Source organism: Georgenia sp. Marseille-Q6866 (genome assembly GCF_965111665.1).
The window spans coordinates 170,754-183,207 of sequence record NZ_CBCOOR010000002.1; the positions used below are offsets into that span (position 1 = coordinate 170,754).

General features: G+C 72.3%; 10 protein-coding genes. 8 read left to right on the forward strand and 2 right to left on the reverse strand.

Annotation, left to right across the window (positions count from 1 at the left end; all coding sequences use genetic code 11):
* Positions 1–87: 87 nt before the first annotated feature.
* Both ACWPXV_RS02730 and moaC read right to left on the reverse strand, forming a co-directional pair.
* Complete coding sequence (locus ACWPXV_RS02730) at positions 88–324, reverse strand: MoaD/ThiS family protein (protein ID WP_251305150.1); 237 nt, start codon at positions 322–324, stop codon at positions 88–90.
* On the reverse strand, positions 321–806 hold the full coding sequence (gene moaC / locus ACWPXV_RS02735) for a cyclic pyranopterin monophosphate synthase MoaC (RefSeq protein WP_454083784.1): 486 nt from the start codon (positions 804–806) through the stop codon (positions 321–323). Before moaC ends, ACWPXV_RS02730 begins: the two co-directional genes overlap by 4 nt.
* An 86-nt stretch (positions 807–892) precedes the next feature.
* On the opposite strand from moaC, the gene ACWPXV_RS02740 reads away from it, so the two are divergent.
* The 8 genes from ACWPXV_RS02740 (at position 893) to narI (ending at position 12,410) form a co-directional block, all read left to right on the forward strand.
* Positions 893–2,131 carry a ThiF family adenylyltransferase gene (locus ACWPXV_RS02740; protein ID WP_454083785.1) on the forward strand — a complete coding sequence of 413 codons (1,239 nt, stop codon included), beginning with the start codon at positions 893–895 and terminating at the stop codon, positions 2,129–2,131.
* Positions 2,132–2,142: 11 nt separating this feature from the next.
* Positions 2,143–3,363 (forward strand): molybdopterin molybdotransferase MoeA, encoded by a 1,221-nt coding sequence (locus ACWPXV_RS02745; RefSeq protein ID WP_454083786.1) that lies wholly within the window; start codon positions 2,143–2,145, stop codon positions 3,361–3,363.
* Positions 3,354–3,977 carry a molybdenum cofactor guanylyltransferase gene (gene mobA / locus ACWPXV_RS02750; protein ID WP_454083787.1) on the forward strand — a complete coding sequence of 208 codons (624 nt, stop codon included), beginning with the start codon at positions 3,354–3,356 and terminating at the stop codon, positions 3,975–3,977. Before ACWPXV_RS02745 ends, mobA begins: the two co-directional genes overlap by 10 nt.
* Before the next feature lie 184 nt (positions 3,978–4,161).
* Entirely contained in the window at positions 4,162–5,334 is a 1,173-nt protein-coding gene (locus ACWPXV_RS02755) for an MFS transporter (RefSeq protein WP_454083889.1), read from the forward strand.
* Entirely contained in the window at positions 5,331–9,074 is a 3,744-nt protein-coding gene (locus ACWPXV_RS02760; protein WP_454083788.1) for a nitrate reductase subunit alpha, read from the forward strand. Before ACWPXV_RS02755 ends, ACWPXV_RS02760 begins: the two co-directional genes overlap by 4 nt.
* A complete protein-coding gene (narH, locus tag ACWPXV_RS02765; protein ID WP_454083789.1) occupies positions 9,074–10,933 on the forward strand; it encodes a nitrate reductase subunit beta in 1,860 nt (619 codons plus the stop codon). Before ACWPXV_RS02760 ends, narH begins: the two co-directional genes overlap by 1 nt.
* Positions 10,930–11,628, forward strand: a complete 699-nt coding sequence (gene narJ, locus ACWPXV_RS02770) for a nitrate reductase molybdenum cofactor assembly chaperone (RefSeq protein WP_251305143.1) — start codon at positions 10,930–10,932, stop codon at positions 11,626–11,628. Before narH ends, narJ begins: the two co-directional genes overlap by 4 nt.
* The gene (gene narI / locus ACWPXV_RS02775) at positions 11,625–12,410 is read left to right on the forward strand and encodes a respiratory nitrate reductase subunit gamma (protein ID WP_454083790.1); all 786 of its coding nucleotides are present in this window, start codon (positions 11,625–11,627) and stop codon (positions 12,408–12,410) included. The genes narJ and narI overlap by 4 nt, the downstream gene beginning before the upstream one ends.
* Positions 12,411–12,454 lie beyond the last annotated feature (44 nt).

Genomic DNA, 12,454 nt, shown 5'->3' on the forward strand with positions numbered 1-12,454 from the left:
CGACCCCCGCATATGGGCGATCCCTGCGACCGGAGAGCGCTTCCCCATCGCAGGAATCGGTCATATGGGAGTTCTGGGGGCTCTGGGTCAGCCGCCGGCGAAGGGCGGGAGGACGTCGACGACGTCGCCCGCGGCCACCGGGGCGTCGTCCTCGCTGCGCACGCCGTTGACGAGCACCGAGCAGCGCTCCAGCACCCGTGCCAGGCGCTCGCCGTGGCGCTCGGCCAGGGCGGCGCGCAGCTCGCCGACGCTCGCCGGCTCGACCGGCTCCTGCTCCCGTCCGGCCGCCTCGGCGGCCGCCGCGAAGTACCGCACCGTGCTCATCGTGCCTCCTCCGTGCCCGGCCGGCGCCACTCGCCCGAGCGGCCACCGGACTTCGCCACGAGCTGGACGTCGGTGATCGTCACCGAGCGGTCCAGCCCCTTGACCATGTCGACGACGTTGAGCGCCGCGACGCTCACCGCCGTCAGCGCCTCCATCTCCACCCCGGTGCGGTCGGCCGTGCGGACGGTGGCGGTGATCGCCACGCCGTCGTCCTCGACCTCGACGTCCACCGTCACACCGTGCACGCCGATGACGTGAGCGAGCGGCAGCAGCTCGGGGGTGCGCTTGGCGGCCGCGATACCGGCGACCCGCGCGACGGCGAGCACGTCTCCCTTGGGGACGGCACCCTCGCGCAGGGTGCGGACGAGCTCGGGGGAGCAGCGCACCCGGCCGGTGGCGGTCGCGGCACGGACAGTCGGGCTCTTCTCGGTGACGTCGACCATCCGCGCGTGACCGCTGGGGTCGAGGTGGGTGAAGGTCATGGGGCCAGCGTCTCACCGTTCCCCGCCGCAAGGCACGGGACGTTCGACGTGCCCCGTGCTCGCAGCGGCCTCCTACAGTGGGGCTCATGCCCCTTCCGCCGCTCGTCCCGCCGGGCCCGCCGCTCGACCGCGAGCAGGTCCTGCGCTACTCCCGCCACCTGCTCCTCGAGCAGCTCGGGGACCTCGGTCAGCGCCGGCTGCGGGCGGCGCGGGTGCTCGTCATGGGCGCCGGTGGGCTCGGCTCACCGATCCTCCACTACCTCGCCGCGGCGGGCGTCGGGCACGTCGGCATCGTGGACGACGACGTCGTCGAGGCCACCAACCTCCAGCGTCAGGTGCTCCACACGACGGCGGACGTCGGGCGGCCCAAGGTCGACTCGGCCGCCGAGCACGTCCGCGCCCTCAACGACGACGTCGCGGTCACCCGCCACCACCTGCGGCTGGACGCGACGAACGCCTGCGAGGTCATCGGCGGCTACGACCTCGTCCTGGACGGCACCGACAACTTCCCCACCCGCTACCTCGTCGCCGACGTCTGCGCCGACCTCGGCCTGCCGCTCGTGTGGGGCTCGATCCTGCGCTTCGACGCGCAGGTCGCCGTCTTCTGGTCCCGCCCGCCGCAGGACGCCGGCTACCCCGCGGTGACGCTGCGCGACCTCTTCCCCGCCCCGCCGCCGCCGGGCGCGACGCCCTCGTGCGGGCAGGCCGGGGTGCTCGGGGCGATGTGCGGCCAGGTCGGCTCACTCATGGCCGCCGAGGCGGTCAAGCTCGTCACCGGCGTCGGTGAGCCGCTGCTGGGACGGGTAGCGGTCCTCGACGTCCTCGCCACCCGGTGGAGCGAGCTGCCGCTGCGCCCGCAGCCGCGCCCCCTCGTCCCGTCCTCCCGCGCCGAGCTCGGCTACGACCCGCTCGGGCTGCCCGTCACCACCCACGCCGCGGCGGTCCTCGCCGCCGAGCCCGAGCCGGCCGCCGACGAGACCGGCCCCACGCTCACCGCCCGCGACCTGGCCGCACGGCTCGCCGCCCGCGAGCGCGGGGAGGACCACTTCGTCCTCCTCGACGTCCGCGAGCCGACCGAGCGGGCGATCGTCCAGATCCCCGGCGCGGTGACCGTCCCGCTCGAACGGCTCGTCGCCGACCCGCTCGCGGCCGCCGCGGCGGGGGTCGAGCCGGGTACCGCCGTCGTCGTCCACTGCCTGTCGGGCGGGCGGTCGGCGCAGGCCCAGCGCATCCTGCGCGGGGCCGGGTACACCGACGTCACCAACCTCGACGGCGGCGTCCGCGCGTGGGTGGCCGACGTCGACCCCAGCCTGCCGGTCTACTGAGGGGACAGCCCGTGATCACCGTCGAGGAGTACCAGGAGCGCGTGCTCGGCCAGGTCGAGCCGCTCGCCCCGCGGCGCGTGCCCGTCGCCGAGGCCCACGGGCTGCGGCTGGCGCAGGACGTCACCGCGGTGCTCGCGGTGCCGCCCTTCGACAACTCCGCCATGGACGGCTTCGCCGTGCGGGCCGCCGACCTCGCCGGCGCGAGCGAGGACAGTCCCGTCGCGCTGCCGGTGGACGGCGACGTCCCCGCCGGCACCACCGAGCCCACGCGCGTCGGCCTGGGACGGGCCGTGCGGATCATGACGGGCGCGCCGCTGCCGCCCGGTGCGGACGCCGTCGTGCCCGTCGAGCTCAGCGACCAGCCGCCGGGCGCCACCGCCCTGCCCGGGCGGGTGCTGCTCCGCCGCGCGCCCGCCCCCGGCGCGCACGTGCGCCGCCGGGGGGAGGACGTCCGCCCGGGCGACGTCGTCGTCGGCGCCGGGACGGTCCTGGCCGCCACCCACCTGTCCGCTGCCGTCTCCGCGGGCCACGGCGAGCTCCTCGTCCACGCGCGCCCGCGGGTGGGCGTGCTCGCCACCGGCGACGAGCTGTGCCCGCCGGGCGCCGACCCGGGACCGGGCCGGATCCCCGACTCCAACAGCCTCCTCGTCGCGGGCCTCGTGCGTGAGGCGGGCGGGCAGCCCGTCCCGCTCGGGTCCGTCGGTGACGACCCCGAGGTGCTGCGCGCGGTCGTCGAGGCGGCGCTGCCCGGCCTCGACGCGCTCGTCACCTCCGGCGGCGTCAGCGTGGGGACCAAGGACGTCGTCAAGGCGGCGCTGACCGACGAGCTGGACTTCACCACCGTGGCGATGCAGCCCGGCAAGCCGCAGGGCTTCGGCCTGCTCGAGGGCCGCGTCCCGGTCTTCGCGCTCCCCGGCAACCCGGTGAGCGTCATGGTCTCCTTCCACGTCCACGTGGCCCCCGCCCTGCGGCGGCTGCTCGGGCAGCCCGCGCGCGTGCCGCTCGCCACCGCCCGCGCGGCCGTGGGCTGGCACTGCCCGCCCGGCCGGCGCCAGTACCTGCCGGTCCTCGTCGACGACGGACCGGTGCCCTCCGTGCGCCCCGCCTCCGCGGGCGGGTCCGGCTCCCACCTCGTCGCCTCGCTCGCGGCCGCGCAGGCGCTCGCCGTCGTGGCCGAGGACGTCGACGCCGTCGCCCCCGGGGACGAGGTCGGACTGCTCCGGTGGTCCTAGCCCACGACGCCGTCGTGCTGGCCGGGGGGACCGGCCGGCGGCTCGGTGGGGTGCTCAAGCCGCAGGTCGAGGTCGGGGGACGGCGCCTGCTCGACCACGTGCTCGACGCGACGACGGCGGCGAGCCGCGTCGTCGTCGTCGCGCCCGAGGCGGTGCCCGTGCCCGACGGCGTGACCCGCACCCTGGAGGACCCGCCCCACGGCGGGCCGGTCGCCGGGATCGCCGCCGGCCTGCGGGCGCTGGGGGAGGGGGAGGCGCTCGTCCTCGTGCTCGCCTGCGACCTGCCGGGTGCCGCGGCCGCCGTGCTGCGCCTGCTCGCCGCGGCGGAGGGACGGGTCGCCGACGCGGACGGGGGGGTGCTGAGGGACGACGGGGGGCGCGAGCAGTGGCTGCTGGGGCTCTACGCGCGCTCCGCGCTCGAGGCCGCGGTCGCGTCCGTCGCCGCTGCCGGCGGGGTGCGCGGCGCGCCGGTGCGGGCCCTCGTGGGACCGTTCCGGCTTGTAACGGTCCCCGCCGCGCAGGGTGAGGTGCGCGACATCGACACGTGGGCGGACCGCGACGACTACCTCCGGGAAAATACCGGGAGAAATACCACCGACTGCTCGATCGAATGAACCTTAAAGTTATGCCGGTATTGCACAAGTAGAACCATCGGCAATCCCGGCGGCAACACTCGAGAAACCTGTGCATAATCGCCCCGGGGGCAGGTCGCACGGCCCGCCCGGATCGGGAGGGCACGTGAGCAAGGACGACGTCGCAACGAGGCCGACCGAGGGGGCCGCCCGCTCACCCGGCCTCATGCTCGCGCTGGCCACCGTGGGTTTCCTGGTGAACTTCTGGGCCTGGAACCTCATCGCGCCGCTGGGCAACACCTACGGCGGGGAGCTCGACCTCACCGCCTTCCAGGTGTCGGTCGTCGTCGCCGTCCCGGTCATCGTGGGCTCACTCGGACGAATTCCCGTCGGCGCCCTCACCGACCGCTTCGGCGCACGCGTGATGTTCCCCGCCGTCAGTCTCGTGACGATCATCCCGACGCTATTCGTCGGCTTCGTCGCGAACAGCTTCGCGATGCTCATCATCGGCGGGTTCTTCCTCGGTATCGGCGGCACGGCATTCGCCGTCGGGGTGCCCTTCGTCAACGCCTGGTACCCGCCGGCGCGCCGCGGCCTGGCCCTGGGGATCTTCGGGATGGGCACGGCGGGCACCGCCGTCGCCGCCTTCACCACCGTCGGCATCGCCGACGACTACGGCCGTCCCGCCCCCTACGTGCTCGTCGCCGTCGTCCTCGCCGTCTACGCCGCCGTCGCCTGGGTCATGCTCCGCGACTCGCCCGACCGGCCGGCGCCGGCCACCGGCTCGATGCTGCGCCGCACGTGGACCACCCTGAAGATCCCCGCCACCCTCCAGCTCTCGCTCATCTACGCGATGGGCTTCGGCGGCTTCGTCGCCTTCAGCGTCTACCTGCCGACCTACCTCATCAACGACTTCGGGCTCGACCGCTCCGACGCGTCGTTCCGCACCGCCGGGTTCATCGTGCTCGCCGTCATCGCCCGGCCCGTCGGCGGCTGGCTGTCCGACCGCTTCCACCCGGTCCCGGTCCTCACGATCTCCTTCGTCATCGCGGGGGCGATGGCGGTGCTCGCCGCGCTGCGCCTGGAGCTCCTCCCCGCGGGCACGGTCGCCTTCCTCGCGATGGCTGCCACCCTCGGCGCGGCCTCCGGGGCGTGCTTCGCGCTCGTCGCCAAGGTCGCGCCTCCCGGCACCGTGGGCTCGGTGACCGGCATCGTCGGTGCGGCCGGTGGCCTCGGCGGCTTCTTCCCGCCCCTCGTCATGGGCGCCGTCTACGGCGCGACCGACGCCTACACCCTCGGCTTCGTCCTCCTCGCGCTCAGCGCGCTGGGCGTGGCCGCCTTCTGCTGGGGGCCCGTCCGCCGGGCCTCCCGACAGACCACGGAAAGGACGACGCGATGACGACGACGAGACCGGAGAAGCCGCAGACCGCGGCCACCGACGCGCTGCTCAAGCTCGGGACCTTCCTGCGCCGCGGGGAGGCCTCGGAGGACCTGTCCCGCCTCTTCCTCAAGGGCGGGCGCGAGGGCGACTCCTTCTACCGCGACCGCTGGAGCCACGACAAGGTCGTCCGCTCCACCCACGGCGTCAACTGCACCGGCTCCTGCTCGTGGAAGGTGTACGTCAAGGACGGCATCATCACGTGGGAGGCCCAGCAGACCGACTACCCCACGACGGGCCCGGACAAGCCGGAGTACGAGCCTCGCGGCTGCCCGCGCGGTGCCGCCTTCAGCTGGTACACCTACTCGCCCACCCGCGTGCGCTACCCGTACGTGCGCGGGAAGCTCCTCACCTACTACCGCGAGGCCAAGGCCCGCCTGGGTGACCCGGTGCTCGCGTGGGCCGACGTCGTCGAGGACCCCGAGCGCTCGCGCAGCTACAAGAAGGCCCGCGGCCGCGGCGGACTCGTGCGCGCCCAGTGGGAGGAGGTCATGGAGATCATGGCCGCCGCCCACGTCTACACGACCAAGCAGTACGGCCCGGACCGCCTCGCCGGCTTCACCGTCATCCCGGCGATGTCGCAGGTCTCCTACGGCGCCGGCACGCGCTTCCTCTCGCTCATGGGCGGCAACGTGCTGTCCTTCTACGACTGGTACGCCGACCTGCCGATGGCCTCCCCGCAGATCTTCGGGGACCAGACCGACGTGCCCGAGTCCGCCGACTGGTTCGACGCCGGCTACCTCATCATGTGGGGCTCGAACATCCCGGTGACCCGCACCCCGGACGCGCACTTCATGGTCGAGGCGCGCTACCGCGGCCAGAAGGTCGTGGGCATCTCCCCGGACTACGCGGACAACACGAAGTTCGCCGACGAGTGGCTCGCCGTCCACCCCGGCACCGACGGCGCGCTCGCCATGGGCATGGGCCACGTCATCCTGCGCGAGTTCCACGTCGACAACCCCGAGCCGTACTTCACCGACTACGTCAAGCGGTACACCGACTCCCCGTTCCTCGTCTCCCTCGAGGAGCGCGACGGCGCCTACGTCCCGGGCAAGTTCCTCACGGCCTCGGACCTGCCCGAGCACGCCGGCACCGAGAACTCGGCCTTCAAGACCGTGATGATGGACGACGACGGCACCCCCTTCGTCCCGCAGGGCACCCTGGGTGACCGCTTCGGGGACGAGGGCAAGGGCCGCTGGAACCTCGACCTCGAGGGCCGCGACCCGCTCCTGTCCGTCCAGGGCGAGGGCGCCGGCGCCGTCGAGGTGCTCCTGCCGCGCTTCGACGTCGCGCCCGGCCAGGAGACCGGCGAGGTCGGTCTCCACGTCGGCGGCACCGGGGTGCTGCGCCGCGGCGTGCCCGTCCGCGAGGTCGGCGGCCGGCTCGTCACGACCGTCTTCGACCTCCTCCTCGCCCAGTACGGCGTGAGCCGCCCCGGCCTGCCGGGGGAGTGGCCCGAGGGCTACGAGGACGTCACCCAGCCCGGCACCCCGGCCTGGGCCGCCGAGCACTCCGGCGTGCCGATCAGTGCCGTCATCCGCATCGGCCGGGAGTTCGCGGACAACGCCCGCCGCTCCAAGGGCCGCTCGATGATCGTCATGGGCGCCGGCACCAACCACTACTTCCACTCCGACACGATCTACCGCGCGATGATCGCCCTCGTCCAGCTCACCGGCTGCCAGGGCGTCAACGGCGGCGGCTGGGCGCACTACGTGGGCCAGGAGAAGGTCCGCCCGATCACCGGCTTCCAGCAGTACGCCTTCGGCCTGGACTGGCAGCGCCCCACGCGCCACATGATCTCGACCGCCTTCTGGTACCTCGGCACCGAGCAGTGGCGCTACGACGGCCTGCCCGCGCAGACCCTCACCTCGCCGCTCGCCACCGGCAAGCTCGAGGGGATGACGACGGCGGACACCCTCGTCGAGGCGACGAAGCGCGGCTGGGTGCCGAGCTTCCCCACCTTCAACCGCAACCCCCTCGACCTCACGGACGAGGCGCAGGCCGCGGGCAAGGAGGTCGCCGAGCACATCGTCGACGAGCTGCGCGAGGGGCGGCTCAAGTACGCCGTCGAGGACCCGGGTGCCCCGGAGAACTTCCCCCGGGTGCTCACCGTGTGGCGCTCCAACATCCTCGGCTCCTCCGGCAAGGGCAACGAGTACTTCATCAAGCACCTCCTCGGTGCGGAGTCCTCGGTGCGTAACGAGCAGTCCCCGCCCGGGCGCCGGCCCAGCTCGATGGTGTGGCGCGACGAGGCCGCCGAGGGGAAGGTCGACCTCCTCACGACGATCGACTTCCGCAACACCTCGACGACGATCTACTCCGACATCGTCCTGCCGGCCGCCACCTGGTACGAGAAGCACGACATCTCGACGACGGACATGCACCCCTTCGTCAACTCCTTCAACCCGGCGATCTCCCCGCCCTGGCAGACCCGCACCGACTTCCGGATCTTCCAGGACCTCGCCGGCAAGGTCTCCGAGCTCAGCGTCGGGCACCTGGGCGCCAGGCGCGACGTCATCGCCGCGCCGCTCAACCACGACACCGCCGACGCCCTGGCCACCCCGCACGGCGCCGTCAGGCCGCTGGAGGAGACCCCGCTCGTGCCGGGCGTGACGATGCCCAAGCTCATCACCGTCGAGCGCGACTACACGAAGACCCTGGCGAAGTTCAACGCCCTGGGCCCGCTCACCGACACCCTCGGGATGCAGACCAAGGGGGTGAAGTTCATGCCGGACAAGGAGGTCGCCGAGCTCGCCGCCCGCAACGGGCGCGTCGTCTCGGGGATCGCCAAGGGCCGCCCGTCGCTGGACAAGGACACCAAGGCGATCGAGATGATCCTCGCGCTGTCCGGCACGACGAACGGGCGCCTGGCCACCCAGGGCTTCGAGGACATGGAGAAGCGCACCGGGACCAAGCTGGCGGACCTCGCCGCGGAGTCGGAGTCGGTGCGGGTGACCTTCAGCGACACCCAGTCCCGCCCGACGAGCGTCGTCACCTCCCCGGAGTGGTCCGGCTCGGAGACCGGCGGACGCCGGTACACCGCCTTCTCGACCAACGTCGAGCGGCTCAAGCCGTGGCACACGCTCACCGGGCGCATGCACTTCTACCTCGACCACGACTGGATGGAGGAGATGGGCGAGACGCTGCCCGTCTACCGTCCACCGCTGGACATGCACCGCCTCTACGGGGACGCCGTCCCGGGTGACACCACCCCCACCGGTGACCCGGCAGCCGCCGGGCACGCGGAGGTCGCCGTCCGCTACCTCACGCCGCACTCGAAGTGGTCGATCCACTCCGAGTACCAGGACAACCTCTTCATGCTGTCCCTGTCCCGCGGCGGCTCGAACATCTGGATGTCCCCGCAGGACGCCGACAAGATCGGCGTGCGGGACAACGAGTGGATCGAGGCCTACAACCGAAACGGCGTCGTCGTCGCCCGCGCCGTCGTCTCCCACCGCATGCCGGAGGGCACGGTCTACATGCACCACGCGACCGAGCGCGTCGTCGACGTCCCGGTGGCGGAGACCTCCGGTCAGCGCGGCGGCATCCACAACTCCCTCACCCGCGTGCTCATGAAGCCCAGCCACCTCATCGGTGGCTACGCCCAGCTGGCGTACGCGTTCAACTACACCGGGCCCACCGGCAACCAGCGGGACGAGGTGACGGTCATCCGCCGTCGCAGCCAGGAGGTGCAGTACTGATGAAGGTCATGGCGCAGATGTCGATGGTGATGAACCTCGACAAGTGCATCGGCTGCCACACGTGCTCGGTCACGTGCAAGCAGGCGTGGACGAACCGGACCGGCACCGAGTACGTGTGGTTCAACAACGTCGAGACCCGCCCGGGCCTCGGCTACCCCCGCACCTACGAGGACCAAGAGGTCTGGGAGGGCGGCTGGACGCTCAACCGGCGCGGGAAGCTCAAGCTCAAGGCCGGCGGCCGGGCGAAGAAGCTCGCGACGATCTTCTCCAACCCGAAGATGCCGACCATCCACGACTACTACGAGCCGTGGACCTACGAGTACGACATGCTGCTCAACGCGCCGGCGGACTCGCGGCACACGCCCGTGGCGCGGCCGAAGTCGCTGCTCACCGGCGAGAACATCGACATCAAGTGGTCGGCCAACTGGGACGACATGCTCGGCGGCTCGACCGAGACGATGGCCGACGACCCGATCCTCAAGAAGATGAACACGCAGGTGAAGGCCGAGTTCGAAGAGACCTTCATGTTCTACCTGCCGCGCATCTGCGAGCACTGCCTCAACCCCTCGTGCGTGGCCTCCTGCCCGTCGGGCGCGATGTACAAGCGCGCCGAGGACGGCATCGTCCTCGTCGACCAGGACCAGTGCCGCGGCTGGCGCATGTGCGTCACCGGCTGCCCGTACAAGAAGGTCTACTTCAACCACCAGACCGGCAAGGCCGAGAAGTGCACGATGTGCTACCCGCGCATCGAGGCCGGCCTGCCCACCGTGTGCGCGGAGACCTGCGTGGGCCGCCTGCGCTACATCGGGCTCGTCCTCTACGACGCCGACCGCGTCGCCGAGGCCGCCGCCACGCCCAACGAGCACGACCTCCTCGCCGCCCAGCGCAGCGTCTTCCTCGACCCCTTCGACCCCGAGGTCATCGCCGCGGCCCGCCGCGAGGGCATGCCGGAGGACTGGATCGAGGCCGCGCAGAACTCCCCGATCTGGAAGCTCATCACCGAGTACGAGGTCGCGCTGCCGCTCCACCCGGAGTACCGCACGCTGCCGATGGTCTGGTACATCCCGCCGCTGAGCCCCGTCGTCGACGTCGTCACCGCCTCCGGCAACGACGGTGAGGACGCCAAGACGCTCCTAACCGCGCTGTCGACCATGCGGATCCCGCTCGAGTACCTCGCCGAGCTCTTCACCGCCGGTGACCCGGCACCCGTCGAGCGGGTGCTGCGGCGTCTGGCCGCGATGCGCTCCTACATGCGCGACATCAACCTCGGCGAGGAGCCCAACGAGGAGACGGCCGCCGCCGTCGGCATGACGGGCGAGGAGATCGAGGCGATGTACCGCCTGCTCGCCATCGCCAAGTACGAGGACCGCTACGTCATCCCGTCCGCCCACGCCGAGATCAGCCGCGAGCTCGAGGAGATGGCCTGCTCGCTCGACGTCCACGGCGGCCCGGGCATGGGGGGCGGCGGGCCCTTCGGCACCGGCTCGGGACCCGACGTCCCGGCGACCGTGGAGAACTTCCACGCGCTCAAGGACCGGCAGACCTCGCCGCACTCGCCCTCGACGCCCGGGCGCACCAACCTGCTCAACTGGGACGGGCGCGGCGCGAGCGGGCTCTTCCCGCCCCGTGCCGACGAGAGCAACGACGAGGTGAGCGGCAGCGTGAGCGTCGCCGTCGCCATCGACGACGCGCCCTCCGAGGGCGGGGAGGACCTGCACTCGGGCGACATCGACTCCGGGCCCGCCGTGTACGCCGAGGACCCCTACCCGGCCGGCGACCCCGGCCCGGAGGCCTTCGGCACCGAGCGGGTGCGCGACAAGTCGCCCGGTGACGAGCCGCGGCCGGGAGCCCCGCGATGAGCGGCTTCATCCGCGCCCCCGAGCTGACACCGCTCAAGCCGGTGCGGGTGAGCGACCGGGACCGCGCGCTCGCGCACATGGCCGCCTCCATCCTCCTCGACTACCCGACGCCGGAGCGGCTGGCCGCGTACGGCACCGTCCGCGACGCCGTCGAGGACCTGCCGGGCGCGGTCCGGGAGCGGCTGTGGGGCTTCCTCGACCACGCCGCAGCCGTCGGGGACGAGGCGCTCGCGCAGGACTACGTCGCGACCTTCGACCTCAAGCGCAAGTGCTCGATGTACCTGTCCTACTTCCTCACCGGGGACACCCGGAAGCGGGGGACGGCGCTCGTGCGCTTCGTCGAGGCCTACCGGGCCGCCGGCTGGGAGGTCGACCGCCCCGAGCTGCCCGACTTCCTGCCGATCGTCCTGGAGTTCTCCGCGCGCGGGGACGGGGAGATCGCCGGTGCGCTGCTCGGCTCGCACCGGCAGGGCATCGAGGTGCTCCGCTCGGCGCTCACCACGATGTCCAGCCCGTGGGCCGCCGTCGTCGAGGCCGTGTGCCTCACCCTCCCGCCGGTCACCGACGAGGTCCGCGACCGGTACCTCGAGCTCATCACGTCCGGGCCGCCGACCGAGATGGTCGGCCTCAACGCGCTGGGGCCCCTCGAGCCCTACTCGCCCGGCGGCGCCGCACAGATGGAGGTCAGGGCATGAACGGGCTCAACACGATCGCGTGGGTGGTCTTCCCCTACGTGTCGATGGCGGTCTTCGTCGTCGGCCTGCTGTGGCGCTACCGCTACGACAAGTTCGGCTGGACCACCCGGTCCTCCGAGCTCTACGAGCACGCGCTGCTGCGGCTCGGCTCGCCGCTGTTCCACTTCGGCATCCTCTTCGTCGCGGCCGGCCACTTCATGGGCCTGCTCATCCCCAAGAGCTGGACCGAGGCCGTGGGGGTCGGGCAGGACTTCTACCACTTCATCGCCACGTACATGGGGGCGCTGGCCGGGATCATGACGATCGTCGGCCTGTCGATCCTCATCTACCGGCGCCGCAAGACCGGTCCGGTGTTCCTCGCGACCACCCGCATGGACAAGTTCATGTACGTCCTGCTGGCCATGCCGATCGTCCTGGGCATGTGGGCGACGATCCAGAACCAGATCATCGCGGGCGGTCACGGCTACGACTACCGCGAGACGATCTCGCCGTGGCTGCGCTCGCTGTTCTACTTCCAGCCGCAGCCCGAGCTCATGGCCGACGTGCCCTTCCAGTTCAAGCTCCACATCATCGCGGCCTTCCTGCTCTTCCTCGTGTGGCCCTTCACCCGGCTGATCCACGCCTTCTCCGCGCCGGTGGGCTACACGACGCGTCCGCTCGTCGTCTACCGCTCGCGCGGCTCGGTCTCCCGCGGCACCCGCGAGCCCGGCCGCGGCTGGGAGCCCGTGGGCACCCCGCAGGACCGCAAGCGCCGCAGCACCCCCACCAGCACCGAGCTCTGACCCAGTAACAACTCAGCGCTCGGCGGAAGCCCCCTCCCGCCGAG

Coding starts and splice junctions, on each gene's coding strand:
- ACWPXV_RS02730 (WP_251305150.1), bottom strand. CDS start 324: ATGAGCACGGTGCGGTACTTCGCGGCGGCCGCCGAGGCGGCCGGACGG.
- narH (WP_454083789.1), top strand. CDS start 9,074: ATGAAGGTCATGGCGCAGATGTCGATGGTGATGAACCTCGACAAGTGC.
- ACWPXV_RS02740 (WP_454083785.1), top strand. CDS start 893: ATGCCCCTTCCGCCGCTCGTCCCGCCGGGCCCGCCGCTCGACCGCGAG.
- ACWPXV_RS02755 (WP_454083889.1), top strand. CDS start 4,162: ATGCTCGCGCTGGCCACCGTGGGTTTCCTGGTGAACTTCTGGGCCTGG.
- narJ (WP_251305143.1), top strand. CDS start 10,930: ATGAGCGGCTTCATCCGCGCCCCCGAGCTGACACCGCTCAAGCCGGTG.
- moaC (WP_454083784.1), bottom strand. CDS start 806: ATGACCTTCACCCACCTCGACCCCAGCGGTCACGCGCGGATGGTCGAC.
- ACWPXV_RS02760 (WP_454083788.1), top strand. CDS start 5,331: ATGACGACGACGAGACCGGAGAAGCCGCAGACCGCGGCCACCGACGCG.
- narI (WP_454083790.1), top strand. CDS start 11,625: ATGAACGGGCTCAACACGATCGCGTGGGTGGTCTTCCCCTACGTGTCG.